Annotated in this window: 23 protein-coding genes; 4 read left to right on the top strand and 19 right to left on the bottom strand. The window is 64.7% G+C overall.

Annotated elements, in window-relative coordinates; genetic code table 11:
* Window positions 1-2: 2 nt before the first annotated feature.
* From A9K71_RS14080 to A9K71_RS14020, 13 genes are all read right to left on the bottom strand, one after another.
* Complete coding sequence (locus tag A9K71_RS14080) at window positions 3-1079, bottom strand: hemolysin family protein (protein ID WP_066996489.1); 1077 nt, start codon at window positions 1077-1079, stop codon at window positions 3-5.
* A 27-nt stretch (window positions 1080-1106) separates the two neighbouring features.
* Window positions 1107-1604 carry an rRNA maturation RNase YbeY gene (gene ybeY / locus A9K71_RS14075; RefSeq protein ID WP_066996319.1) on the bottom strand — a complete coding sequence of 166 codons (498 nt, stop codon included), beginning with the start codon at window positions 1602-1604 and terminating at the stop codon, window positions 1107-1109.
* A 10-nt stretch (window positions 1605-1614) separates the two neighbouring features.
* Entirely contained in the window at window positions 1615-2607 is a 993-nt protein-coding gene (locus A9K71_RS14070) for a PhoH family protein (protein ID WP_245299624.1), read from the bottom strand.
* 137 nt (window positions 2608-2744) lie between these two features.
* On the bottom strand, window positions 2745-4154 hold the full coding sequence (gene miaB, locus A9K71_RS14065; protein WP_066996313.1) for a tRNA (N6-isopentenyl adenosine(37)-C2)-methylthiotransferase MiaB: 1410 nt from the start codon (window positions 4152-4154) through the stop codon (window positions 2745-2747).
* Window positions 4155-4228: 74 nt separating this feature from the next.
* Window positions 4229-5041 carry a 1-acyl-sn-glycerol-3-phosphate acyltransferase gene (locus A9K71_RS14060; RefSeq protein WP_066996310.1) on the bottom strand — a complete coding sequence of 271 codons (813 nt, stop codon included), beginning with the start codon at window positions 5039-5041 and terminating at the stop codon, window positions 4229-4231.
* A gap of 27 nt (window positions 5042-5068) precedes the next feature.
* Window positions 5069-5563 (bottom strand): ribosomal protein S18-alanine N-acetyltransferase, encoded by a 495-nt coding sequence (rimI, locus tag A9K71_RS14055; protein WP_066996307.1) that lies wholly within the window; start codon window positions 5561-5563, stop codon window positions 5069-5071.
* Window positions 5563-6291: a tRNA (adenosine(37)-N6)-threonylcarbamoyltransferase complex dimerization subunit type 1 TsaB gene (gene tsaB, locus A9K71_RS14050; RefSeq protein WP_066996304.1), complete on the bottom strand. Its 729-nt coding sequence runs from the start codon at window positions 6289-6291 to the stop codon at window positions 5563-5565. The genes rimI and tsaB overlap by 1 nt, the downstream gene beginning before the upstream one ends.
* Before the next feature lie 132 nt (window positions 6292-6423).
* The gene (locus A9K71_RS14045) at window positions 6424-7530 is read right to left on the bottom strand and encodes a DUF1513 domain-containing protein (RefSeq protein ID WP_066996483.1); all 1107 of its coding nucleotides are present in this window, start codon (window positions 7528-7530) and stop codon (window positions 6424-6426) included.
* Between the two features lie 4 nt (window positions 7531-7534).
* On the bottom strand, window positions 7535-8614 hold the full coding sequence (locus A9K71_RS14040) for an imelysin family protein (RefSeq protein WP_082980510.1): 1080 nt from the start codon (window positions 8612-8614) through the stop codon (window positions 7535-7537).
* Window positions 8614-10215 carry a di-heme oxidoredictase family protein gene (locus A9K71_RS14035; RefSeq protein ID WP_066996301.1) on the bottom strand — a complete coding sequence of 534 codons (1602 nt, stop codon included), beginning with the start codon at window positions 10213-10215 and terminating at the stop codon, window positions 8614-8616. The genes A9K71_RS14040 and A9K71_RS14035 overlap by 1 nt, the downstream gene beginning before the upstream one ends.
* A 12-nt stretch (window positions 10216-10227) precedes the next feature.
* The gene (bfr, locus tag A9K71_RS14030) at window positions 10228-10713 is read right to left on the bottom strand and encodes a bacterioferritin (protein WP_066996298.1); all 486 of its coding nucleotides are present in this window, start codon (window positions 10711-10713) and stop codon (window positions 10228-10230) included.
* A complete protein-coding gene (locus A9K71_RS14025; RefSeq protein WP_066996295.1) occupies window positions 10679-10990 on the bottom strand; it encodes a (2Fe-2S)-binding protein in 312 nt (103 codons plus the stop codon). The genes bfr and A9K71_RS14025 overlap by 35 nt, the downstream gene beginning before the upstream one ends.
* 90 nt (window positions 10991-11080) lie before the next feature.
* Complete coding sequence (locus tag A9K71_RS14020) at window positions 11081-12397, bottom strand: imelysin family protein (RefSeq protein ID WP_066996292.1); 1317 nt, start codon at window positions 12395-12397, stop codon at window positions 11081-11083.
* Window positions 12398-12826: 429 nt separating this feature from the next.
* Here A9K71_RS14020 and A9K71_RS14015 point away from each other — a divergent pair, with 429 nt between their 5' ends.
* Window positions 12827-14080: an FAD-dependent oxidoreductase gene (locus A9K71_RS14015; RefSeq protein WP_066996289.1), complete on the top strand. Its 1254-nt coding sequence runs from the start codon at window positions 12827-12829 to the stop codon at window positions 14078-14080.
* A gap of 116 nt (window positions 14081-14196) precedes the next feature.
* Here A9K71_RS14015 and A9K71_RS14010 read toward each other — a convergent pair whose 3' ends face one another.
* Window positions 14197-15474, bottom strand: coding sequence for a 4-aminobutyrate--2-oxoglutarate transaminase (locus tag A9K71_RS14010; protein WP_066996286.1), 1278 nt, complete (start codon window positions 15472-15474; stop codon window positions 14197-14199).
* Between the two features lie 247 nt (window positions 15475-15721).
* On the opposite strand from A9K71_RS14010, the gene A9K71_RS14005 reads away from it, so the two are divergent.
* The 3 genes from A9K71_RS14005 to A9K71_RS13995 are packed head-to-tail and all read left to right on the top strand — an operon-like array spanning window position 15722 to window position 21020.
* Complete coding sequence (locus A9K71_RS14005) at window positions 15722-16855, top strand: efflux RND transporter periplasmic adaptor subunit (protein ID WP_066996283.1); 1134 nt, start codon at window positions 15722-15724, stop codon at window positions 16853-16855.
* Entirely contained in the window at window positions 16852-17925 is a 1074-nt protein-coding gene (locus tag A9K71_RS14000; RefSeq protein ID WP_066996280.1) for an efflux RND transporter periplasmic adaptor subunit, read from the top strand. The genes A9K71_RS14005 and A9K71_RS14000 overlap by 4 nt, the downstream gene beginning before the upstream one ends.
* Window positions 17925-21020, top strand: coding sequence for an efflux RND transporter permease subunit (locus tag A9K71_RS13995; RefSeq protein ID WP_066996277.1), 3096 nt, complete (start codon window positions 17925-17927; stop codon window positions 21018-21020). Before A9K71_RS14000 ends, A9K71_RS13995 begins: the two co-directional genes overlap by 1 nt.
* On the opposite strand, the gene A9K71_RS13990 is transcribed toward A9K71_RS13995, so the two are convergent.
* The 5 genes from A9K71_RS13990 to A9K71_RS13970 are packed head-to-tail and all read right to left on the bottom strand — an operon-like array spanning window position 21017 to window position 26285.
* On the bottom strand, window positions 21017-21763 hold the full coding sequence (locus tag A9K71_RS13990) for an ABC transporter ATP-binding protein (RefSeq protein WP_066996480.1): 747 nt from the start codon (window positions 21761-21763) through the stop codon (window positions 21017-21019). The two genes, A9K71_RS13995 and A9K71_RS13990, sit on opposite strands and share 4 nt — an antisense overlap.
* Entirely contained in the window at window positions 21760-22620 is an 861-nt protein-coding gene (locus tag A9K71_RS13985; protein ID WP_066996477.1) for an ABC transporter ATP-binding protein, read from the bottom strand. The genes A9K71_RS13990 and A9K71_RS13985 overlap by 4 nt, the downstream gene beginning before the upstream one ends.
* 24 nt (window positions 22621-22644) lie before the next feature.
* Window positions 22645-23565 carry a nickel transporter permease gene (gene nikC, locus A9K71_RS13980; RefSeq protein WP_066996274.1) on the bottom strand — a complete coding sequence of 307 codons (921 nt, stop codon included), beginning with the start codon at window positions 23563-23565 and terminating at the stop codon, window positions 22645-22647.
* A complete protein-coding gene (locus tag A9K71_RS13975) occupies window positions 23562-24629 on the bottom strand; it encodes an ABC transporter permease (protein WP_066996271.1) in 1068 nt (355 codons plus the stop codon). The genes nikC and A9K71_RS13975 overlap by 4 nt, the downstream gene beginning before the upstream one ends.
* Before the next feature lie 18 nt (window positions 24630-24647).
* Window positions 24648-26285, bottom strand: coding sequence for an ABC transporter substrate-binding protein (locus tag A9K71_RS13970; protein ID WP_066996268.1), 1638 nt, complete (start codon window positions 26283-26285; stop codon window positions 24648-24650).
* Between the last annotated feature and the right edge of the window lie 109 nt (window positions 26286-26394).

Raw genomic sequence — 26394 nt, 5'->3', positions numbered from 1 at the left:
TATCAGGCCTGCTCGGTGCGCGCCGCGCGGCGGCGCTGCCGTTCGCCCTTCGGGCTCTGCACGATGCGCACCCGCTTGACGCGGCGCGGATCGGCGTCGAGCACGTGGAATTCGAAGCCCGGTATGGCCTGCACCACTTCGCCACGGGCCGGAACCCGGCCGAGCGTGTTGAAGATCATGCCGCCGATGGTGTCGACATATTCGCCGTGCTCGCCGGCGGCGAAATCCTCGCCGATCATCTTGGCGACCTCGTCGATCTCGGCCTTGCCGTCGACCACGAACACGCCGTCTCCGATCCGGGTGATCATCGGCTCGTCGTCGTCGTGCTCGTCCTCGATGTCGCCGACCACCATCTCGACGATGTCTTCCAGCGAGGCGAGGCCGTCGGTGCCGCCATATTCGTCGATGACCAGCGCCATCTGGGTCCGCGTCGTCTGCATGCGCCCCATCAGGTCGGAAGCAAGCATCGATGGCGGCACGAACAGCACCGGACGGATCAGGTCGAGATCGCCGATGGTGCGGGCGAGATCGACCTGGGCCAGATCGAGGATCGTCGGCGCCTGGGTCTTCCTGTTCGCCCGGCCCTTCTTGACGCGGGCGACCTTGGTAATGTGGGCAAGAACGTCGCGTATGTGGACCATGCCGCGCGGATCGTCGAGCGTTTCGGAATAGACCGGCATGCGGGAATGACCGGACTGTTCGAAGAGGCCAAGCAGATCGCCAAGCGAGGTGGTGATCTCGACCGCCTCGATATCGGCACGCGGCACCATGACGTCCTCGACGCGCACTTCGCGCAGCCGCAGGATGTTGTTGAGCATCGCACGTTCGCCGGGCGAGAAGGATTCGGCATCGGTGGCCGTCTCGGCCAGCGCGTCGGCGATCTCCTCGCGCAGGTTGGTGCCGTTGCGGTGCCTGAACAGGCCTAGGACGCGATCGAAGAGAGAAGGACCGGCATGCGGAGGCTCGGCGGCCACGCTGCCGGTCGGAATACTCGGACTGGAGCCCTCTTCCGATTTTTCGGAAGGCTTGGCCGCACTGCCGGCGTCCGGACGGGCGGCAGTTTCTGGTTTGTCGTTCATCGCCATCAGGTCAATTGGTCTTTTTTGTTACGCGTAGGGATCGGGAATGGCAAGCCTCGCAAGCGCCGCGCGCTCGATCGCTTCCATCTCCTCGGCCTCGGCGTCGGTCTCGTGATCATGGCCCAGAAGATGCAGCAGGCCATGGATGACGAGATGGGTGATATGGTTCGCCAGCGGCTTGTCTTCCAGTGCGGCCTCACGCGCAACGGTCTCGGAAGCAAGCACGATGTCGCCCAGCATCGGCGGCAACTCGGCGCCTTTCGGAACGGAAAAAGCCGGGAAAGACAGTACGTTGGTCGGCTTGTCTTTGCCGCGCCATTCGGCGTTGAGAGTGCGGATATGGGCGTCGTCGGAAAAAACGACGCTGAGCTCCGAAGCGCCGCTCGCGCCGGTTTCGGCAAAGGCGGCAGCGACGGCCTGATCGACCAGGTGCGCCAGCTCGGCCTCAGGGGGCCAGTCGCCGGCCTCGACGAAAATATCGATGTCGACCGGCGTCTTGCCGCTGGATCCCGGATTTTCAGCCATGGGGCTTGGATCAGCTCTCGGCGCCGAGGCCCCTGGCGAACTTGCCGTCCCGGTCATAGGCCTTGACGATCTCGGCAACCAGCGGATGGCGCACGACATCGCCCTCGTTGAAGCGGACCGTGACTATGCCCGGCACGCCGTCGAGGATGCGCAGCGCCTCGACCAGGCCCGACTTGGTGTTGGGCGGCAGGTCGATCTGGGTCGGATCGCCGGTGACGATCATGCGCGAGTTCTCGCCGAGACGGGTGAGGAACATCTTCATCTGCATCGGCGTGGTGTTCTGCGCCTCGTCGAGGATCACCGCGGCATGCGCCAGCGTGCGGCCGCGCATGAAGGCTAAAGGCGCGATCTCGATAACCTCGGCGGCGATCGCCCGCTCGACCTTGTCGGCCGGCATCATGTCGTATAGCGCGTCGTAGAGGGGCCGCAGATAGGGGTCGACCTTCTCCTTCATGTCGCCGGGCAGGAAGCCGAGCCGCTCGCCGGCCTCGACCGCCGGGCGCGACAGCACGATGCGCTCGACCATGCCGCGCTCGAGCAGCATCGCCGCATGGGCCACCGCCAGATAGGTCTTGCCGGTGCCGGCCGGGCCGATGCCGAAGACCATTTCGGAGCGCTCCAGCGCGCGCATATAGGCGTCCTGGTTGAGCGAGCGGGCATAGATCGTGCGCTTGCGCGTGGCGATCTGGGCGGCCGAAACCTTGCCCTTGCGCTCCATGGTGGGCAGCGTCAGCTGGTCGTCGGCGGCGATCGCCATGCGCACGGCGCCGTCGACGTCGGACTGGCCGATATCGACACCCTTCTGCAGAATGCCGTAGAGCGTGTCGAGCGCGCGGCGCGCCTGCTCGGCGGCCGAAGCTGTGCCCTTGATCGCAAGCTGGTTACCGCGCGAACGGATATCGACGCCGAGCTTCTGCTCGAGACGGGCCAGATTCTCGTCGAACTGGCCGTATAGGGCGCTGGCAAGCTTGTTGTTGTCGAAGGTCAGTACGATGTGCGCCATGTCGGAGGCCCCGGATGCCTGGTTCTGGGGCGGATTCTTCAGTTCAGCAGCGCTCAACCGTCTCTCCTCATCTGCCGAGGCTTGTGGCTATGCATGTCGTTGTCCCGAAACCGCGAGCACTTTTTGGGCGACATGCATCAGGCCAACTCGGCGAACAGGCTGTTGGGACCTGTCTTCGTGATTCGTACGTCGATAATGTCACCGATTCCGCCGGCCTTGTCGTCAACAATAACAGGCTGCAGCCAGGGCGAGCGGCCGACGATCTGACCGGCATGGCGGCCGGGCTTCTCGATCAGCGTGCTGACGGTGCTGCCGACCAGGCTGGCGATGAATGCCTTCTGCTGCTCGTTGACTAGCGCCTGCAGGCGCTGCAGCCGCTCGTCCTTCACGGCTTCCGACACATGGCCGTCCATCTCGGCGCCCGGCGTGCCGGGACGCGGCGAATATTTGAACGTGAAGGCCGAAGCGTAATTCACCTCGCGCACCAGTTCGAGCGTTGCCTCGAAATCCGCTTCCGTCTCGCCGGGGAAACCGACGATGAAGTCGCCGGACATGGCGATATCGCCGCGGGCGGCGCGCATGCGATCGATGAGCGCCAGATAATCGCGTGCCGTATGCCTGCGGTTCATCGCCTTCAGTATCCGGTCGGAGCCAGACTGCACTGGTAAATGCAGATAGGGCATCAAGGCCGGCAGGTCACGGTGCGCGGCGATCAATTCATCATCCATGTCGCGCGGATGGCTGGTGGTGTAGCGCAGCCGCGCCAGGCCGGGAATTTTCGCCAGGCGGAAGAGCAGGCGGCCGAGGCCCCATTCCTCGCCGTTTTCGCCCTCGCCGTGCCAGGCGTTGACGTTCTGACCGAGCAGCGTCACCTCGCGCACGCCAGCCTCGGCGAGGCGCTCGGCCTCGGCGACGATCTGGGCCACCGGCCGCGAGACTTCGGAGCCGCGCGTATAGGGCACGACGCAGAAGGTGCAGAACTTGTCGCAGCCCTCCTGAACAGTAAGGAAAGCGGTGACGCCGCGCTTTGCCAGCTCGGCGCGCTTCGGCTGCGGCAGATGCTCGAATTTGTCCTCAATGGCGTAGTCGGTCTCGACGATCTTCTCGCCGCCGCGCACCCTCGCCAGCACGTCGGGCAGCCGGTGATAGGTCTGCGGGCCGATGACGAGATCGACGGCCGGCGCACGGCGTATGATTTCCGCCCCTTCGGCCTGCGCCACGCAGCCGGCGACGCCGATCAGCAGCTCACGGCCGGCCTCGGCGCGCTCGGCCTTCATGTCGCGGATGCGGCCAAGCTCCGAATAGACTTTTTCGGCCGCCTTCTCGCGGATGTGGCAGGTGTTGAGCAGCACCAGATCGGCGTCTTCGACGGCGTCGGTGGCGACATAGCCGTCGGCCGCCAGCGCATCGGTCATACGCTGGGAATCGTAGACATTCATCTGGCAGCCATAAGTCTTGACGAAGACTTTTTTCGCCGCCCCGGCATGCACCGGCTCGCGCTCAGGCGCGGTGCCGATGTCGTGACTTTCAATCGTGTTCAATTCCATCGGGCGGCTTCTAGCGCCTTTCCGCGACAAAAAACAGCCGATTCCGGCAGGCTACGGCGCCGCGCGTCGGTTTTTCAAGCTATGCGCTGACGACTGGGACGCGGCTCGGCGAGCGCAGCCTGCATCATCTCGCGCACCCTGGCTTCCATCAACCTTGCCGTTTCCTTGCGGTTAGAACCCTTGGAGAAGGGCACCGGATCACCGAAATGCACTTCGGCATCGAGCGAGCCCTCGGCAAGCAAACCCTTCAAATGCGGCATCAAGTCCTGGTCGCCGATCCAGGCGGCGATCGGCCGGTGGCGGCGGCCCATCGGCACGCCGTGCAGGCGCGTATAGGCGATCGCCACCGGCTGGATGAAGACCTGGTCCGCCGCCCCTTCCGAAATCGCCATCGAGGCGGCGCCGAACAAGGTGCTCTTGAACGGCAGCACCAGATTGCCGTCGCCGGTCGAACCCTCGGCGAACAGCACCATGGCATCGCCCTTGGCCATGCGTCTGGCGATCTCGCTCGCCTGGTCGCCGGAGGTGCGCCTGCGCTCGCGCTCGATGAAGACGGTGCGCTGCAGCTTGGACAGCATGCCGATCATCGGCCAGCCTTCCATGTCGGCCCTGGCGATGAACTTCACATCGACAAAGGAGCCGAGCACCATGATGTCGGTCCAGGAGATGTGGTTGGCCGCGATGAGCAAGGGGCGCTGCTTCGAGAGCGCGCCTTTGACGTGCACGCGCATGCCCAGCGCCTTGAGGATCATGCTGTGCCAGATTTTGAGGACGACCGTCTCCGGCCAAAGCCTCGTCTTCATCGACAGGAGCTGCAGCGGCGCCAGCACCAGCGTGCCGGCGGCGACGAGGCCGAACGCCAGGAAAATCCGCAATTTCTTGATCATTCGCTCCGGCCCTATCCCACGGTCTGGCTAGCGAAGATCGCGGCGCATGACAAGCGCGCCGGTCGGGCCGTGCTCGGTCGACCGGTAGTAGTTCGGACGCTGGCCGACCTGACGGAAGCCGAGCCGGCGATAGAGCGCGATGGCCGGCGCATTGGTCTCGTCGACCTCGAGGAACAGCGCCTCGGCGCGCTGCGCATGCAATTCGCGCAGCACCGCATCGATCAATTGCCAGCCAAGCCCCTGGCGCCGATGGGCGCGAGCCACCGCGACCGTAAGGATCTCGCCCTCGCCTGCCGCGAGCCGCGCCAGCACGAAACCGACCGGCGGCTTCGCACCCTGCCCGGTCTCGCGCGCGGCGTAACCGAACACGGTGTCCTGTTCGAGCAGTGCCGCGAACTCGCCATCGGTCCAGGGGCGAACGAAATCCTCGCGATGCAGCACCGCAACGGCGGCGCTGTCGGCCACCGTCAGCGGCTCCAGCGCATAATCCCTGCGGCGCGGCTGAAAGAAAGGTATGCGCATCAGGATTTTTTTCCCTTTGGTGCATGATCTTCTCCAGAACCCGGCTTCCCGGATTCATGGCTCCGCCTTGGCAGAATGAAACCGGCCTGCGGCTTGGCGTCGGCGCCGCGCAGATAGAGCGGCTTCGGCTTTGCGCCTGGCCCTTTCGCGGCGGCCAGTCGGGCATAGGTCGCTATGTCGGCTGTGGCAACGGCCGGCCCGGTGTCGAAACCATGTCCGCTCGCCGCGATCAGCGGCGCGGCGGTGCCGGTGAGGACCGCTTTCGCATCGACTGCCATTCCGGTCGCTTGGGAAAGCGTGGCCACCATTGGTCCGTAAGTCAGAACTAACGCTTCATCGAAAAGTGCCGCATGGAGTTCCTCGCGGCCGGCGTCGAGCGCCGCCAGCACGGCGCGGCCGGGAAAGGCATTCGCGGCCTCCGCCGCCAACGCTTCCAGCGTCGTCACGCCGATAGCCGGGATTTTCAGCGCCAGGGCCAAGCCGCGCGCGGTCGAGACGCCGACGCGCAGGCCGGTGAAGGAACCGGGGCCGATCGAGACGGCTACAGCGTCCAAGCCTTGATAGCCGATCCCGCCGGCCTTCAATGCCGCCTCGATGACGGCCATCAGATGCTCGGCATGCCCTTTGCCGAGGTCGAGCACCTGGCGGCCAAGCTCGATGCCAGCGTCAGCGTCGTGTACGCAGGCGGCGCAGAGATTGGCGGCGCAGTCGATGGCGAGCAGCTTCATAGGGCCGGTTAACCAACTGGATCAAAACACATTCCCTGTGCCCGGCATGGCCCGCCGCCGCAAGGGCCACGCCGCATAAATGTTATGCGGCTTGGCTTTAGCGCGACATCAGGAAGCTGGCCTTGACAGCGATCAGCCCGCAGCCGCGATGCGCAGCACGTGGTTGTCCCAGACATAGTCAGGTTCGGCGCGCGACCCGCCCGCACCGCCGACGATCTCGCCAGCGCCGGTCGTTGCCATGAAGTCGGCGCCGTCCGGCGCGAGACCGCAAACTTCGACCAGCGACTTCGTTGCGACAACGCGTCCGCTGGCGGCATCGATGACGGCCAGCGAATTACCCTCCGGCGAGGTCACGGCGACGGTGCCGGCATCGGGATTGGCGGCAACCGAGCCGATATAGTTGCGGAAGCCCGACAGCACGTCCTGCGGCATCTCCAAAAGCTCGAGCTCCTTGCCGCGCGCGGCGCGGCCGACCAGCGCCGGCCGGTCAGTCGCCGGCCCGCGATACTGGCAGCCGAACCAGACGGTGCCCGCCTGGTCGCGGTCCATGTGACGGATCGACAGCTGATGCAGCGCCGGAAACAATTCGTGCTTTTCGATCAGGTCGCCAGTGATGCGGTCGACCAGCGTGTAGGAAGGCTTCATCGTTGCGATGTTGAGCTCGGCGCGGCCGAAATCCGGATGCGTTTCGATGCCGCCATTCGCGACGGCGAGCGTCCTGCCGTCGCTGAGCAGCAGCAGTTCGTGCGGACCCGTGCCGTAGGTCGGGAACTCGCCGACGCGGCTGAACTTCGCCCGCGCGTCATAGACGCCGACGACGCCGGCGGCGTTGTCGAAATCATTTTCCGTTGCATAGAGCAGCGCGCCGTCGGGCGAGAACACGCCGTGACCGAAGAAGTGCCGGCCGGCGATGCTGGCGATGGTCAAAGGCTCCTCGCGGCCGGTGTGGTCGAAGACCATCGCGAAGGTGCCGGGCTGGCGGGCGAAGACGATCGAGCGTTTCGACACCGGATCGAACGCGACGTCGTGGCCACGGTCGGGCAGATCGAGCGTGTGCAGGATCTTGCCGGCCTCGGAGAGCACGGCGGCGCCGAAGCTGCCGTCGCGCCTGACGAAGGCCGTGGCGAAGACGGCGTCCGTTGCAAGCGTCTCCGCCCAGGCGCGCGGCGCCATCGCCGCGGCGAAGCCGGCGCCGGCGGCACGCAGAAAGTCGCGGCGATCGATGAGCGGCGTCGTCACGGCGTCAATCACCATCCAGCGACGAAAAGCCGGCGGTCAGGCCAAACTCGGCGGTCATCCTGGTGCCGATCAGGGTCGAGAGGCTGGAGGTGATCAGCGCGAGATGCTCGAGCTTGTCGCGTAGCGCCGGATCGGCGAGCGCCTTGTCGATCGGGCCGCTAACAGACTTCGCCGTCGCCACGCCGTTGGTCAGCTGGATGTGGATGGATTCGGCCATCCACCGCGCATCGGCGGGCAGCGCATCGCCAAGCTTGGAGGCCTGGAACAGCTTGTCGATGCCGGACAGATTTCCGGCCAGCGATTTCAGCGTGTTCTGCGAGCGCCAGTAGATCGCCTGCTTCGGCTTGTCAGCATCGGGCTTCGCGCCAAGAAAACCCTTGAGCCGCACGTCGCGGATCATTTCCAGCTCATTGATGAAAACGCCGACCAGTTCCGTAACCGCCTCGGTACCATCACGATAGAGCGGGTTCTTCGGCCCCGGATTGGCCCAGAGCGAGGCAAAACCATCGGGCTTGCTCCATGCTTCGCGGACCTCGCCGGCGATCGCTCGGATGTTGCTGGCCACCGCCGCGCCGTAGGCGCAGCGATAGGGATCGTCCTTACTGGCAAGCGTTTCGGCGCCATCGCCGAACAGCACATATTCCAACGCACCGAGGCCCTGCATGGCCACGCTCTTTCCCGCGAGTTGCGCCGGATCGGCGGCGGATGGATCCTTGGCAACGAGGGTCGACTGCACCTGCCTCAATCCGATGCTCTTGCGGTCCGGCCAGTAGAGCATGCGCTCCAGCCGGTTGTTTTCCTTGATGGGCCCGAAGGCGATGATCTCGGCCACGGACCAGGCTTCGACTGTGACGGAAAACTCGGTACGCGCCGCGTCGAGATTTTGCTGGGACGGCGCATTGCAGAGCTGGCGCATCGCCTGGGTCAGGGTTCCGGCATGGTCGTCGAGGCTGGCGTAGGCCGGGCGGACGAAGCCGTCGATCGCGCGTCCGATAACATCGGAAGCTTTGACCGCGGCCTGGGTCGGCAAGGCCGCGGCCAGCAAGAAAGGAAGGGCAAGCGCGGCGGCACGTCGGTTAAACATCAGAGCGACTCCAGGAATTTGATCAGCGCATCGCGGTCGGCGGCAGCTGCGCCGGCAAAGCGGTCGCGCGCCTTCTGGCCCTCGCCGCCGTGCCACAAGATCGCCTCTTCGAGCGTCCGCGCGCGGCCGTCATGCAGATAGAAGCTGTTGCCGTTGACCGTGGCGGTCAGGCCGATGCCCCAGAGCGGCGGCGTGCGCCATTCGCTGCCGCTCGCCTCCCCCACGCGCTGCCCGTCGGCGAGGCCCTCGCCCATGTCGTGCAGCAGGAAATCGGAATAGGGCCAGATCAGTTGGAAGGCTTGCGCCTTGTTGGGCGTGCCGCGCATGGTGACGAATTTCGGCGTGTGGCAGGAAATGCAGCCCATCTCGTAGAATTGCTTCTTGCCGGAAAGAACCTCCGGCTTGTCGAGGTCGCGCCGCGCCGGCACAGCGAGGTTCTGCGAATAGAAGGTGACGAGGTCCATGACCGGGGGCGGCGCTTCCGCCGCGCCCAGGCGCTCTTGGACGCCATTCGGCAGGGTAAGGCACGCCTTCTCAGCTTCGGTGCAATCGCCCCAATGCTTCGGCACTTCAGGCGTCGAGATGCCGATATCGCCGGCAAAGGCATCGGCGGCCTGCTGCCGGATCGATGCGGCCTGCGCTTTCCAGCCGAAGCGGCCCAAAGTTATCGCGCCGCTCAACTCCTCGCGAACTAGGTTCGGCCGGCCGGAGATGCCGTCGCGGTCGCGGTCATGCGGATCGGCAAGGGCGAGGATGTCGGCCGGGGCGATCTCCTCGATCAGTCCGAGCCCGATCATTGGCGGCGTCAGGCGCGGCGACAACGTCGTGCGCGGGTCGAGCGGGCCATAGCCCGGATTCTCGACCGAGTAGCGGGGCTTGCGCAGCAAAACGACGGCACCGTCGCCCAGCGTTACCTTCTCTTCCGAATAGTCGATGCGCATGCGGCCTTCACCCTTGAGGCCGGGAACCGCCAGATCCTGCAATTGCGAGCCATAGACAGGATCGGGGAAATTCAGCAGCTTATGGTTGGCAAGTTCGGCTCTCTCCTCGGCATTGCTTGCATCGCGCGCCAGCCGCAAGAACATCGAGGTCGAGCCTGTGCCGCTTCCCGGCGGTCGGCCGCGACCATCCTTCAGATGGCAGTTCTGGCAGGCGCGTTCGTTGAACAGCGGACCGAGCCCGTCGGACGCCTGGGTCGATGACGGCGACGACACCCAGTTCTTGCGGAAAAGCGCATTGCCGAGCTTGAAGGTCCCTTCCTCCTCGAAGGTTATGTTGGCGGAAGGCTGCGAGAAGGCGTCGCGGTTGACGTCCTTCCTCGACGTGCCGGCGCCGCCCTGCATCAGCTCGAACGGTTCGGGCTTTGTAAAGTCGGTCGTAGGCTTGGTGACCGCCAACACCCGCGCCTGATCCTCCGGCGTCAGATCTGTGCGGCTCGTCGGCAGACCCGCCGGCTCGCCCGCCATGGCGGGAGCAGAAAGCGTGATTGCCAGCAGGAGCGTGGCATCGCGCCAGATCGGGTATCGCCGGTTCCTCGGGAGCAGCAGGCCGGCTATCTCGGCCCGCCACGAGCGGCGCGAAAAATCTATCGGGCGCCGCATTCCCGCATGTCCTTACTCCGCGTCGTTGGCCGAGTCGGCGTTGAGCTGGCCGTATTTCTCCTCGCCGATCGAGGCGAGCAGGTCGAGCTGACTCTCCAGGAAGTCGATGTGGCCTTCCTCGTCCGTCAGCAGATCCTCGAACAGTTTCATCGACACATAGTCGCCCGCATCCTGGCAAATCTCGCGCGAGCGCTTGTAGGAGGTGCGCGCGTCATATTCGCCGGCGAGATCGGATTCGAGCACTTCCTTCACATTCTGGCCGATACGTAACGGCGCGACCGACTGCAGGTTCGGATGGCCTTCGAGGAAGATGATGCGGGCAACCAGCCGGTCGGCGTGATGCATTTCTTCGATCGATTCCGCCCGCTCCTTCTTTGCCAGCTTGGTGTAGCCCCAGTCTTCGAGCAGACGATAATGGACCCAGTACTGATTGACGGCACCAAGCTCCAGAAACAGGGCTTCGTTAAGCCGCTCGATGACCTGCGGTTCGCCTTTCATGGGTTCTGCTCCCGAATTGGCCGCGCAGTCCTCTGACGCGGTCCAGGTGTGAAACGATATCCGCGCCGCTCCCCTCTGAACGGGCGTGGTAGTTCTCGGTGACCCGAATGATCGTTTCCACCACATTTGGAAAGCAGCCGCAACAGCGACCGCGCTTGCGCATGGCATGATAGACCTTGGCCGGCACGATAAGCTGCCAGGGATCTTCATCCAGCAGACCGATGATCGTCTGCTCGATCTCCTTCTCGGTGATGATGTTGCAATGGCAGATCAGCATTCACTTGCTCTGGCTGGCGGCGCTGTTCCGGCGCCGTTTGGCTTGTTTCTCAAAAAACCGGCTTCCACTTTTTGGGATCATGCTAGGGTGCTACTTGAACACCTTGTCCGGAGCATCGAGGCTGTCGGAGCCCTCGAAGGCGATGGCATTGAGCTTGAGTGAGCCGACCGCGCGTTCGATCGACTTGGTCTGGTCGATCAGGGCGTCGATCGCCGCCTGCACAGTGGCGTTGCCTTCCGCATTGCCTTCGGCGATCTGCTGGTCATAGGCCTCGCCGGCCAGCGCCCGCGCCTTGATCGCTTCCATCTTGGCGACCGAAGTATCGAGCTTGTCCGACAGTTCCTTGTCGATCGCAGAATCGGCCACCTTCACCATGTCCGACACCGACGGGCCGGAAACCACGGTGCCGTCGAGGCGCGTATAGTTGGCGTGATAGGCGGCGCGGATGCCGATCGCATCATAGAGATGCGAGTTGTAGGTGTTGTCGGAGAAGCAGTCCTGCTCCTCCTCCGGGTCGTGCAGCAAAAGGCCGAGCTTCATGCGCTCGCCGGCCAGTTCGCCATAGGAGAGCGATCCCATGCCGGTGAGGATGGTGGAGATGCCGGCATTCGGCTCGCCATCGACGAGGGTCTTGCGCGCGGCGCCGTCTTCCTTCCAGTTGTTGACCATCTCCTGCAGGTCGGAGACCAGAAGGTCGCTTGCCGACTTCAGATATTCCGCGCGGCGGTCGCAATTGCCGCCAGTGCAGTTCTTGAGATCGTAGTCGGTGTACGGGCGCTCGCCGGCGCCTGGACCGGTCCCGTGCAGGTCCTGGCCCCAAAGCAGGAATTCGATGGCGTGATAGCCGGTCGCGACATTGGCCTCGACGCCGCCGGCTTCCTGCAGCGTGCCCGAGAGGAATTCCGGCGTCAGCTTCGAGGCGTCGACCTTCTTGCCGTTGATCTCGATCTCCTTGTTCGCAATGACGTTCGCCGTATAGAGCGAGTTCTCGTCCGACTCGGTGCCGTAGCTCTTGGCGACATAGTCGATCAGGCCTTCGTCCAGCGGCCAGGAATTCACCTTGCCTTCCCAGTCGTCCACGATCTTGTTGCCGAAGCGGTAGACCTCGGTCTGCTGGTAAGGCACGCGCGCCGCCTTCCAGGCGTCGCGTGCAGCGTTGAGCGTCTCTGCCGAGGGCTTGGCGAGAAGCGCGTCGACGGCCTTGTCGAGCGCCTCAGCCGTGATCAGCGAATCCTCGTATTTGGCGAGCGCGATGTCGGCATAGGTTTTGATCACCGCCTTCGCATCGGTTTCGGCCTTCGCCGGCAGCACGAACACGGCCGCCGTCAGCGCCGCGGTGGCGCCGATCGCGGCAAGCCTGGGGCCCCAACGTAGCGCAATAGTTCGCGGCGTGATTATCGCTTTCATCAATCCCATCTCCTCAGAAATTCAATGACATAGGCATGCGGCCGCCGGCGCGCGGCGCCAGCGCAAGCACGAATGACCGGAAAGGCAAAGTTGCCGCGCAATGGCGCGGCCAATCAGCAAAAGTCACCGAAATGCCTCCAATCGAAAGGGTTCAAGGCCCAGACATCAAAGGAATGCGCCGAGAGCGCGGCCCTCCATAAAGCGGCGGAGTGCCTGGAAGTCAACTGGTGGAATAGAGAAAATTCAATTGAAACAACAGTTTAGAATTATTCTAAACTACAATTATCAACTTTAAGCCGGCGAAATGCGGCGGATATCCGGATTGACAGGCGGCCATCCTGGGTGCGACCCGGACCACGGCTCTTGCGGCGGCGGCAGACAATCGCCACTTGGCGGAAGATCCTAGATTTGAAGGCAAAAAGGGCTGCGATGAAGAACGGGGTGGTCATTGTCGGTGCGGGTCATGCCGGCGTGCAGGCGGCCGCTAGCCTGCGTGAGGAAGGCTATGACGGGCCTGTCATCCTGATCGGCGACGAGAACGAGCTGCCCTATCACAAGCCGCCGCTGTCCAAGACCTTCATCAAGGATGCCGAAGCCAAGCCGCAGCCTTTGCGCGGCGAGGCCTTCTATTCCGGCAATGCCATCGACTACCGGCCGGGCGTTTGGATCGACAGGATCGATGGTGGCGAGCGCAGGCTGGACGTTTCAGGCGGCGGCACAATTGCCTTCGACCGGCTGGTGCTGGCCACCGGCTCGCGGCCGCGGCTCCTCAAGCTCGATGGCGCGGAGCTCGCCGGCGTGGTGTCGCTGCGCTCGCTGGCCGATGCGCGGCTGATCCGCGAGTTGAGCGCGCAGAGCGAGGAGGTCGTCGTCCTCGGCGGCGGCTTCATCGGCCTCGAAATCGCAGCGACGCTGAGGGCCGCCGGCCGCAGGGTCACCGTCGTCGAGGCGCTCGACAGGCTTCTCGGCCGCGCCGTGGCGCCGGCAATCGCGGCGCATGTGCGCCAGCGCCTGGAGGCGATGGGCGTGCGCCTGCTCACCGGCACCACGGTTGCCCGTCTGGAAGGCGAAGGCGGCCGCGTTTCGGCCGCGATCACGTCAAGCGGCGAGCGCCTGCCGGCGCAACTGCTGATCATCGGCATCGGCGTGGTGCCCAATGTCGAGCTGGCCGAAGCCGCCGGCATCGCGATCGCCAACGGCATCCGCGTCGACCAGCATATGCAGAGCTCGATCCCGGAAATCCTCGCCGTCGGCGATGCCGCCTCCTACCGGCATTGGTTCACCGGCGGCGACGTGCGGCTGGAATCGGTGCAGAACGCCACCGACCAGGCGCGGCTTGCCGCGCGCACCATCGTCGGCCATGCCGAACCCTTCGCGGCCGTGCCTTGGTTCTGGTCGGATATCGGCGACATGAAGCTGCAGATGGTCGGCCTGACGCAAGGCGGCGACAGCCATGTCGTGCTGGGCGAGCCGGCCGAGAACAGGTTCTCGATCTACCATTATGCCGACAACAGACTTCTGGGCATCGAATCCGTCAACCGCCCGGCCGACCACATGCTCGGCCGCAAGATGCTCGGCGCCGGCTTCTCGCCCGCGCCCCACACCGTGGCAGCCGGGCCGGATGCGCTGAAGGCGGCGCTTGCGGCCTTCAGCCAAGACGAGCCGGCAAGGGCCGCAGGCTGACGCGCTTACCCTCTCCCTTGTGGGGAGGGCGCTGCGAAGCAACGGGGCGAGGGGACTGCGCAGCCCCCGCCCGGACCTTCGATCCGACCTCCCCACAAGGGGGAGGTAGGGTTGGCTCAAGCCGCCCGCGCCTCGCGGATCGAGGTCTCCAATATATCCAGCGCCTCCGTCATGACGCCGTCCTGGATGGTGATTGGCGACAGGAAGCGGATGACGTTGCCGTAGACGCCGCAGGTGAGCAGGATGAGGCCCTTGTCGAGCGCCTTCAGCCGCACCGCATTGGCTAATTCCGCCGAGGGCAGGCCCTTCTTCACATCATTGAACTCGACGGCGTTCATGAAGCCCGGGCCGCGGATGTCGACGATCTCCGGCACGTCCTCGCGGATCGACGCCAGCCGCTGCTTCAGCCTGGCGCCGAGCGCGTTGGCGCGCTCGCACAGCTTTTCTTCCTCGATGACGTCGAGCACGGCATGCGCCGCGGCGACGCCGATCGGGCTGCCGCCATAGGTGCCACCGAGCCCGCCCGGTCCAGGCGCGTCCATGATCTCGGCGCGGCCGGTGACGGCCGACAGCGGGAACCCGCCGGCGAGGCTCTTGGCCATGGTGGTGAGATCCGGCGCCACGTCATGGTGCTCCATCGCGAACATCTTGCCGGTGCGGGCAAAGCCGGTCTGCACCTCGTCGGCGACAAGAAGGATGCCGTGCTGGTCGCAGGTCTTGCGCAGTGCCGTCATGAAATCGCGCGGCGCCTCGTAGAAGCCGCCCTCGCCCTGCACCGGCTCGACGATGATGGCCGCGACCCTGGCCGGATCGACATCGGCCTTGAACAGCTTGTCGAGCGCTGCAAGCGAATCCGCGACCGACACGCCGTGCAGCGCGACCGGGAACGGCGCATGGAAGACATCGGCCGACATGGCGCCGAAGCCAACCTTGTAAGGCACGACCTTGCCGGTCAGCGCCATGCCCATGAAGGTGCGGCCGTGGAAGCCGCCGGAAAAGGCGATGACCGCCTGGCGACCGGTGGCGTTGCGCGCGATCTTGATGGCGTTCTCGACGGCCTCGGCGCCGGTGGTGACGAAGACGGTCTTCTTGTCGAACTTGCCGGGCAGCATGCCGTTCAGCCGCTCGGCGAGGCGCACATAGCTCTCGTAAGGAACGACCTGATGGCAGGTGTGGGTGAAGCGGTCGAGCTGCGCCTTGACCGCTTCGATCACTTTCGGATGGCGGTGACCCGTGTTGACCACCGCAATGCCTGACGAGAAGTCGATGTAGCGGCGGCCCTCGACGTCCCAGATTTCCGAATTCTCGGCACGATCGGCGTAGATCTGCGTGGTCATGCCGACGCCGCGCGAGATCGACTGGTTCTTGCGTTCGGAAATGGCTGAATTCTTCATCTCACACCTCATCGGGCCGGCGCCCGCTCCGTTTTGATGCCGTCAAAGCCTCTTCTGACCTTATTTCAGGTTTTCCTCAAGTCGGCACATTGGCCCAGTCGATTGGGCCTGCCGCAAGGCCGAAATCGGTCTCGACCAGCCGGTCGATCGTCGGGCAGAAACAGTTTCCTTTTCCGGCCGATCGATTATCCTCGCTTCAGCCGCGACGTGCCGCTGCCGGGAGCGGCTCCCGCGGGCCGAGGGAACCATGAGCAGGAACGCGACATCGTCCGCCTTGCCGTCCTTGCCGCTCCGCCCTGCATGTTGTCCAAACACCTTGCTGCTGCTGACCTGTGTCGCGGCGCTGTTGGTTTCAGGTTGCCAGAAGCAGCAGGCAGCCGACAAAAAGCTGCCCGTGATGGTGACCACACAGACGGTCGCGCTTGCCGACTACGCGCCGCGGACCTCGCTGACCGGGGTGATTGCGGCCCGCACGCTCAACAATCTGTCGTTCCGCGTCGGCGGGCGCGTCGCCGAGCGGCTGGTCGATGTCGGCCAGCATGTCGATAAAGGGGCGGTGCTTGCCCGCATCGATCCGCAGGAACAGGAATCGGACCTGCGCTCGGCTCAGGCCGACCTCGACGCCGCGCAGGCGCAGCTCACCCAGGCGGCGGCCACCTACCAGCGGCAAAAGACGCTGCTCTCCGAGGGTTTTACCACCAGACGCGATTTCGACACCGCCAACCAGACGCTGAAAGTGGCGCAAGGCAGCGTCGATGCGGCGCAAAGCGCCTTGGCCAATGCCAAGGAAAATCTTTCCTTCACCGAGCTCAAGGCAGGAGCCAGCGGCGTCATCACGGCGCGCCAGGTCGAAGCCGGGCAGGTGGTGCAGGCGGCGCAGACCGTGTTCACCATCGCCGAGGACGGCGACCGCGACGCAGTCTTCAACGTGCATGAAACGCTGGTTGCCCAGACGCCGCCCTCCCCGGCGGTGACGATCACGCTGCTTTCCGACCCTCAGGTCAGGGCTGTCGGCAAAGTGCGCGAGATCTCGCCGGCGGTCGATACCCAGTCGGGATCGATCCGGGTCAAGGTCGGCATTCCCGATACGCCTGCCGGCATGCCGCTGGGTGCGGCCGTGATCGGCACGGTCAGCGCCAAGTCCGTCAAAGCCATCCTACTGCCCTGGCAGGCGCTGACGTCCACCGCCGGCAAGCCCGCGGTGTGGATCGTCGACCCGTCAAGCAAGGCGGTGACGGCGGCGCCGGTCGAGGTGCTCGCCTTCGATTCCGGCGTGGTCGTCGTCGACAAGGGTCTGCAGGAAGGCCAGAGCGTCGTGACGGCCGCCGGGCAGTTGCTCAGTCCTGGCCAGACGATCGAAGTGGCGGGGTCCGACCAATGAACCGGTCGCCGCACATTGCCTCGCTGGTTCTTCTTGCTGCGCTTGCCGCCTGCTCGCGTTCGGAAGAGAAGGCGCCTGAGGTCATCCGGCCGGTCCTGTCGATGGTGGTCGAACCGAAGACCGTCGAGACCTTCGGCTTTGCCGGCTCGATCGAGCCGCAATACAGCGCCGACCTCGCCTTCCGCCTGCTCGGCCGCGTCGTCTCGCGCGACGTCAAGGTCGGCGACATCGTCAGCAAGGGCACGACGATCGCGGCGCTCGATCCGACGGCGCTGGAGTTCGCCGTCCAGGCATCGAAAGCCGATCTGTCGAACGCGCAGGCGCAATTCGCCAATGCCACGGCCAGCGAGGAGCGGCAGCGCCAACTGCTTGCCTCCGCCAATACTTCGCAGGCTACGTTCGATGCCGCCAAACAAGCGCGCCAGGCGGCGGAAGCCGGCGTCGAGCGCGCCAATGCCGCTCTGGCCAAGTCGCAGGAGCAGCTCGGTTATGCCCGGCTGTTCTCCGATTTCGACGGCGTCGTCACAGCGATCGGCGCCGAAGTCGGCCAGACGGTTTCGCCGGGACAGACCGTCGTCACCGTAGCCCGCACTGACCCGCGCGAGGCAGTGGTCGACATTCCCGACCAATTGACCGGCGATCTCACCGTCGGCGCGCCGTTCGAGATCATTCTGCAATCGCTGCCGGGCATCAAAACCGACGCCAAGCTGCGCGAGGTCGCGCCGCAATCGGAGGGCTCGACCCGCACCCGCCGCGTGCGGCTGACCCTGGTCAATCCGCCGTCAGCGTTCCGGCTGGGCTCGACGATCACGGCGACGCGCATGACCAAGCTGGCGCCGACCATCGAACTGCCGATATCGGCGCTGCTGGAAAAGAATGGCTCGGAAATGGTGTGGGTCGTCGATCCGCAGTCCTCAAGCGTGAGCGCGCGCGAGATCAAGATCGCGTCGAAAAAGGGCGGCAGCTTCACCGTGGCCGAAGGCCTCGAGGCAGGCATGCGCGTCGTCACCGCGGGCGTCCACAGCTTGAGCGAAGGCGAGAAAGTCAAGGTGCCGGAGGGCGGGGTCTGATGCAGGGCTTCAATCTTTCCGATTGGGCGCTCAGCCACCGCTCCATGGTGTGGTATTTCATGCTGGTCTTCGTCGTGGCCGGCATTTTCTCCTATCTCAATCTCGGCCGCGAGGAAGATCCCGCCTTCACCATCAAGACCATGATCATCCAGGCCAACTGGCCGGGCGCCTCGGTCAAGGAGACGGTGCAGCAGGTGACCGATCGCATCGAGAAAAAGCTCGAGGAGCTCGACAGCCTCGACTTCACCAGATCCGTCACCACGGCCGGCCAGACCGTCATCTTCGTCAACCTGAAGGACACCACCAAGGCGCGCGATGTCGTGCCGAACTGGCTTCAGGTGCGCAATATGGTCAACGACATCAAGGCGCAGTTGCCGCAAGGCGTGCAGGGACCGTTCTTCAACGACCGCTTCGGCGATGTCTACGGCAACATCTACGCCTTCACCGCCGACGGGCTGACGCCGCGCCAATTGCGCGACTATGTCGAGGATGTGAGGACAAAGATCCTGACCGTGCCGAATGCCGGCAAGGTTGACCTGGTCGGGGCGCAGGACGAGGCGATCTACCTGGAATTCTCCAGCCGGCAGATCGCCGCGCTTGGCCTCAACCAGCAGCAGATCGTCGCCAGCCTGCAGGCGCAGAACGCCATCACGCCGTCCGGCGTCGTGCAGTCCGGTCCGGAGCGCGTCAGCGTGCGCGTCGGAGGCCAGTTCACTTCCGAGGAGAGCCTGCGGGCCATCAACCTGCGCGTCAACGACCGCTTCTTCCGGCTGAGCGACGTGGCGACGATCAGGCGCGGCTACGTCGACCCGCCGACGGCCTTGTTCCGCTTCAACGGCCAGGATGCGATCGGGCTTGCCATCGGCATGAAGCCGAACGCCAATCTGCTCAAATTCGGCGAAGCGCTGCACGAGGAGATGCAGAAGGTGCTGGCCGACCTGCCGGTCGGCGTCGGGGTGCATCTGGTCGCCGACCAGCCGGTCATCGTCGAGGAGGCGGTCTCGGGCTTCACGCGGGCGCTGTTCGAGGCCGTCGCCATCGTGCTGGCCGTCTCCTTCATCAGCCTCGGCCTGCGCGCCGGCTTCGTCGTCGCACTGTCGATTCCGCTGGTGCTGGCCATCACCTTCACGGTCATGGCGTATCTCGGGATATCGCTGCAGCGCATCTCGCTCGGCGCGCTGATCATTGCGCTCGGCCTTTTGGTCGACGACGCCATGATCGCCGTCGAGATGATGGTGGCGCGGCTGGAGGTCGGCGACAACCTGCGCAAGGCGGCGACCTATGTCTATACCTCGACCGCCTTCCCGATGCTGACCGGCACGCTGGTGACAGTCGCCGGCTTCATCCCGATCGGGCTCAACTCGAGCGCCGCAGGCGAGTACACCTTCACGCTGTTCGTCGTCATCGCGGTGTCGCTGCTGGTGTCATGGATCGTGGCGGTGCTGTTCGCGCCGCTGCTCGGGGTCACCATCCTGCCGGCGACGATGAAGGAAAAACATCACGACCAGCCCGGCCGGTTCACGTCACTGTTCCGGCGCGTGCTTGTCTTCTCGGTTCGCCGCCATTGGCTGACGATCATCGTGACGATGCTTGTGTTCGCGGCCTCGGTCGCCGGCTTCGGTCTCGTCCAGCAGCAGTTCTTCCCGCCATCGGACCGGCCGGAGCTGATCGTCGACTGGAACCTGCCGCAGAACTCCTCGATCACCGAGACGCGCGACCAGATGGAGCGCTTCGAGCAGCGGGCGCTGGTCGGCAACCCCGACATCGACCATTTCAGTTCGTACATTGGCCAGGGCGCGGTGCGCTTCGTGCTTGCCTATGACGTTCAGCCGGCCAATCCCTATTTCGGCCAGACCGTCATCGTCACCAAGAGCATCGAAGCGCGCAACCGGGTGAAGCCGGCGCTGGAAAAGCTGCTGCGCCAGGAGTTCGTCGGCACCGACGCGTTCGTCAAGCCGCTCGAGCTCGGGCCGCCGGTCGGCAGGCCGGTGCAGTACCGCGTCGGCGGTCCCGACATCCAGACGGTGCGCGAGCTGGCGCAACAGTTTGCCGGCGTGATCTCCGCCAATCCGAGGCTCGCCGCGCCGACCTTCGACTGGAACGAACCGCAGCGCGTGCTGAGGGTCGACGTGCTGCAGGACAAGGCGCGCCAGCTCGGCATCACCTCGTCCGATATCGCCAGCGCGCTGAACAGCACGGTGGGCGGCTCGACGATCACCCAAGTGCGCGACGCCACCTACCTGATCAATGTGGTGGCGCGCTCGCGCGAGGCGGACCGCAGCTCGATCTCGACACTGCAGAACATGCAATTGCCGACCGGCACGGGCGAGTCGATCCCCTTGGCTGCCATCGCCAATTTCCGCTACGACCTCGAGCAGCCGACGGTGTGGCGGCGCAACCGCACGCCGACGATCACCGTGCGCGCCGGCCTGGTGGGCGACGTGCTGCCTGCGACCGTGGTCAACGAGCTTAAGCCTTCGGTCGAGGCCTTCATCGCCAAGCTGCCGCCCGGCTATTCGGTCGAAATAGCGGGCTCGGTCGAAGAAAGCGCCAAGAGCCAAGGACCGATCGCGGCCGTGGTGCCCTTGATGCTGTTCATCATGGCGACCATCCTGATGGTGCAGTTGCAAAGCTTCCAGCGCCTGTTCCTGGTGGTGGCGGTGGCGCCGCTCGGGCTGATCGGCGTGGTGGCCGCCCTGGTGCCCAGCGGCGCGCCGCTCGGCTTCGTCGCCATTCTCGGCGTGCTGGCGCTGATCGGCATCCTGATCCGCAACTCGGTCATCCTGATCGTCCAGATCGAGGATCTCGTCGCCGAGGGCAAGGACCGCTGGGCAGCCGTGATCGAGGCGACCGAGCACCGCATGCGGCCGATCGCGCTGACGGCGGCGGCGGCCAGCCTGGCCCTGATCCCGATCGCGCGCGAGGTGTTCTGGGGACCGATGGCCTACGCGATGATGGGTGGCATCATCGCCGGCACGGCGATCACGCTGCTCTTCCTGCCGGCGCTTTATGTGACGTGGTTCCGGATCAAGGAGCCGCCGAAGCGGGTGCGGGATGGCGCCAAAGCAGACGTGATCGTTGCTGCGGAGAGTTAAACCCTCACAAACCCCTCGCTCGCTCGAAGCAGGTTGCGCGTATAATCCTCGCTCACGCGGTGGCCGATCAGCTGGCTTGCGGTCAGCGTCTCCACCGCTTCGCCGTTCTGCATCACCATCAGCCGTTCGCACATATGGGTGATGATGGCGAGGTCGTGACTGACCATCAGGAAGGTGAGCTTGCGCCGCCGCCGCACCTCTTCGAGCAGGTTCAGCACCTCGGCCTGGACAGAAGCATCGAGCGCCGAGGTCGGCTCGTCGAGCAAAAGGATCGAGGGTTCGAGGATCAGCGCGCGGGCGATCGCCACGCGCTGGCGCTGGCCGCCGGAGAGCTGGTGCGCATAGCGGAAGCGGAAACCCTTGCCGAGGCCGACTTCGTCCAGCGCGCGCTCGATGCGCTTCTCGCCATCCTGGATTGCGTGAATGGCGAGCGGTTCCTGCAGCAGCCGGTCGACGGTCTGGCGCGGATGCAGCGACCCATACGGATCTTGGAAGACCATCTGCACGTCGCGGTAAAAGGCCTTGTCGCGGGTCTTGCCAAGCGTCTTGCCGTTGACAGCGATGGTGCCGGCAGCGACAGGCGCAAGGCCGGTGATTGCCTTGAGCAGGGTCGACTTGCCGGAGCCGCTTTCGCCAACCAGCCCGTAGGACTCGCCTTCCCTGACTTCGAGGTTAACGCCCTTCAGCGCGCGGAAGCGATCGAAAACCACCTCCAGCCCTTCGATGGTGATGGCGGCCGTCATGCCGCCCATTCCGGCTTGCGGTCGAGCACCGGCAGCGGGTGTCGCTCGAAGCCGATTCTCGGCATGCAGTTGAGCAGGCCGCGCGTATAGGGATGCTGGGCCTCGCGCAGTTCGGACGCCTTGAGCTGCTCGACCACCTTGCCGGCATACATGACGACCACGCGGTCGCAGAAGGAGGACACCAGGCGCAGATCATGCGAGATGAAGATCAGCCCCATGCCGCGCTCGGCGACCAGCCTATCGAGAATGTTCAGCACATCGAGCTGCACGGTGACGTCGAGCGCCGAGGTCGGCTCGTCGGCGATCATCAGTTCCGGCCCGGCGATCAGCATCATGGCGATCATCGCGCGCTGGCCCATGCCGCCCGAGACCTCATGCGGGTGAAGGTCGAAGACACGGGCCGGATCGCGAATCTGGACCGCCCGCAGCATCTCCAGCGCGCGCTCGCGCGCTTCGGCCTTTCCGACTTTCTCATGCGTGCGCAGCGTCTCGACGATTTGGCGGCCGATGGTCATCACCGGATCGAGCGAGTATTTCGGGTCCTGCAGGATCATGGCGATGCGGTTTCCCCGCAGCGCACGGCGCCGGCTGGATGACACCGAGAGCAGATCGATGCCGTCGAAGCGCAGCTTTTTCGCCGACACCTCGGCCTGCGGCGGGGTCAGGCCCATGATGGCGCGGCCGGTCTGCGACTTGCCGGAGCCGCTCTCGCCGACAATGCCCAGCCGCTCGCGGCCGAGCGAGAAGGACACGCCGCGCACCGCCTGCACGATCCCGGTGCGTGTCGGGAAAGTGACGCGCAGATCGTCGACTTCGAGCAGCGTGCCTTTCGTTTGCCTATCGGAATTACCGCTCATCGGTCGCCGCTCATCGGTCGTCACTCATTGGTCGCCGCTCCGGGGATCGAGCGCGTCGCGCAGGCCGTCACCGAGCAGGTTGAAGCCGAGGCTGACGATGAGGATGGCAACGCCTGGTGCGGCAGCCACCCACCACTGGTCGAGGATGAAGCGGCGGCCGGACGCGATCATCGCGCCCCATTCGGGCAGCGGCGGCTGCGCGCCGAGGCCGAGGAAGCCGAGGCCGGCGGCGGTGAGGATGATGCCCGCCATGTCGAGCGTCACCCGGATGATCAGCGAGGAGATGCAGAGCGGCATGATGTGGCGCAGCACGATGCGGAAGGGTGAGGCACCCATCAATTGCACCGCCTTGATGTAGTCGGAATTGCGTACCGTCAGCGTCTCGGCGCGCGCGATGCGCGCGTAAGGCGGCCAGGAGGTGATGGCGATCGCCAGCACCGCGTTCTCGATGCCGGGGCCGAGCGCCGCGACGAAGGCCAGCGCCAGCACCAGCTTCGGGAAGGCTAGGAAGATGTCGGTGATGCGCATCAAAATGGCATCGGTCCAGCCGCCGGCATAGCCTGCGACGGTGCCGACCAGCAGGCCGATGGGCGCGGCGATGATGGCGACGAGGATGACGACATAGAGCGTCCAGCGCGAGCCGTGGAGGATGCGCGAGGAGATATCGCGGCCGAGGTCGTCGGTGCCGAACCAATGCGCGGCGCTCGGCGCCAGCAGACGGGCATTCTTCAGGTCACCCACGGTTGGCGAATAGGGTGCCAGCACGCCGGCAAGCGCGGCTACCACCACCAATGCGAGAATGATGAGCAAACCGACGAGCGCGAGCCGGTTGGCTGTGAAGCGCCGCCAGGCCACATAGGCGCGGCCGAGCCTTGCCTGCATGCGCGAGGCCGGCCTCTCGCTGAGCAGCCATTCGCGTCGGGTTTGCATCGTCTCGGCGCTCATTCGACTTTCGTCCGTGGATCGAGGAACCGATAGAGCAGGTCCGACAGAAGGTTGATGGCGATAAAGACCGAGCCGATGATGATGGTGCCGCCGAGCACCGCGTTCATGTCGGCGTTCTGCAATGAATTGGTGATGTAGAGGCCGATGCCCGGCCAGGAGAAGACGGTCTCGGTCAGCACCGAGCCTTCGAGCAGGCTGGCATAGGAAAGCGCGATCACCGTCACCATCGGCACAGCGGCGTTGCGCAGCGCGTGGCCCCAGATGATGCGCGTCTCCGACAGGCCCTTGGCGCGGGCGGCGACGATATATTCCTGCGCCATCTCGTTCAACATGAAGGAGCGCGTCATGCGGCTGATATAGGCGAGCGCGAAATAGCCAAGCAGGGAGGCCGGCAGGATGATGTGGCGGTAGGCATCGTAGAAGACATCCCACTGTCCCTGCATGGCCGCATCGAGCAGGTAGAAGCCGGTGATCGGCGTGAAAGTGTATTCGTAGACGACGTCGAGCCGCGCCGGAAAGGCGACCCATTGCAGCTTGGCGTAGAACAGGACGAGGCCGAGCAGTCCCAGCCAGAAGATCGGCACGGAATAGCCGATAAGGCCGATGATGCGCACGATCTGGTCGACGAGACTGCCGCGACGGACAGCAGCGAGCACGCCGAGCGGCACGCCGATGACGGCGCCGATGATCGTGCCGAGCGTCGCCAGCTCGATGGTCGCCGGAAAGACGCGGCGGATGTCGGACATCACCGGATTGGTGGTCAGCACCGAAGTGCCGAAATCGCCGCTGAGCGCGTTTTTGACGTAGATGTAGAACTGCTGGATCAGCGGCAGGTCGAGCCCCATCTCGCGGCGCGTGCGCTCGACGACGGCTGTCGGGGCCCGGTCGCCGAGCACGGCCAGCACCGGATCGATCGGGATGACGCGGCCGATGAAGAAGGTCACCGCGAGAAGACCGAGATAGGTCGTCACCGCGATGACCAGGAAGCGGCCGATCGACGACAGAAGCGCGACGGCACGGGCGCCGCCGCGCCCCGCCGCCGCCTGGTTCTCAGCTACGCTCACGCGGCGCGTCCGAAAGCGCTATTCCTTCGAGACCGGCCAGACGAAGTTGGTGTCGAAGCTCGGGCCGAGCTTGAAGTCCTTCAGGTTCTTGCGCAGCCCCGCCACCTCCAGTTGCTGATGGATGATGACGAAGGGGCTGGTGTCGAGGATCTTCTTCTGCAGGTCCTTGTACATGTCGGCGCGCTTGGCGGAGTCCTTCTCGAGCAGCGCCGCCTCGGTTTCCTTGGTCAGGTCCGGAATATCCCAGGCATTGCGCCAGGCCAGTGTCTTGATCTTGGCACTGTCGGAATTGTCCGGGTTCGAGGCGAAAGTCTGCGCGTTGGAGTTGGGATCGAAATAGTCCTGGCCCCAATTGCCGATATAGATGTCGTGGTTGCGGGCGCGGTATTTGGTCAGCGTCTGCTTGCCGTCGCCGGGGATGATCTCAAGCTTGATCCCGGCCTGGCCGAGCGTCTGCTGGATCGATTCCGCCATGCCGGTGGTCGGCTGGCCGGTGCGCACGTCCATGGTCACTTTGAAGCCATCAGCCAACCCGGCCTTCGCCAAAAGGTCCTTGGCCTTGGCCACGTCGAGCTTGAACGGATTCTCGTCGATCGCGCCGAGATCGCCCTTGGGCAGGAAGGACTGGTGGATCTCGCCAATGCCCTTCAGGATGGTCGAGGCCATCGCATCATAGTCGATCAGATATTTGAACGCCTGACGCACCTCAGGCTTGGCGAGGTTCGGGTTCTTCTGGTTGAGGCTGATGTAATAGACCGTGCCCTTCGGCGCGCTTGTCGTGGTGAGATCGGCGTTTTTGGCGATGGCATCGAGATCGTTCGGTTCCAGATTGCGGGCGACATCGATGTCACCGGCCTCCAGCGCCAGGCGCTGCGCCGAGCTCTCCTTCATGTTGCGGTAGATGACGCGGGCGAGCTTGGCCTTCTCGCCATTGTAATTGTCGTTACGCTCCAGCACGACAGCCTCGTTGGCGCGCCATTCGCGCAGCTTATAGGGGCCAGAGCCGGCATAGCCGGTCTTCAGCCAGGCGTTGCCGAAGTCGTTGTCCCATTTGTAGTCGGCGCTCGGCGTGACGGCGGCGACATGCTCCTTGACCAGCTTGCTGTCGACGACCGAAGCGACGGTGGCCGACAGGCAGTTCAGCACGAAGCTCGGCGCATAGGCCTTGTCGACAACGAACTGGAAGGTGGTGTCGTCGACCGCTTTCGCCTTCTCGGTGACATTGTCGCCACTGATGCCGAACTGATTGATGATGAAGGCCGGGCTCTTATCGAGCTTGATGGCGCGCTCGAAGGAATAGGCGACATCGGCCGCGGTGATTGGATTGCCGGAGGCGAACTTCATGCCGGGCTTGAGCTTGAAGGTATATGTCAGGCCGTCATCCGAAACGCTCCAGCTTTCGGCGAGATCGCCCTTGACCTTGGAAGTATCGTTGAGGTCGAGGCGGACCAGAAGATCATAAGTATTGCCGGTAACCTCGGCGGTCGACAGCTCGAACGCTTCGCCCGGATCCATCGAGATGATGTCGTCGATTGCGAAACCTTCGACCAGCGTGTCGGCAGGCGTGACCGCAAAGGCCGGCACCGCGAGCAGCGCCGACATCGCCACACCCGCGAGCAAGCCACGAGAGCGAAGAGCAAACCTTTCCAGCATCATGGTAGTCGTTCCCTGTTTTGTTGATTGTTGACCTGAGTTCCCGGCTCAGGGTTGCAGAATTCCTTGGGACCGATCGACGGCCCACCGAGCTTACCGTCGTGGTTTTTGT

The sequence above is a fragment of the Mesorhizobium sp. WSM3873 genome, assembly GCF_001672445.1.
Lineage (GTDB): Bacteria > Pseudomonadota > Alphaproteobacteria > Rhizobiales > Rhizobiaceae > Mesorhizobium.
This window is presented reverse-complemented; position numbering and strand designations above follow the sequence as displayed.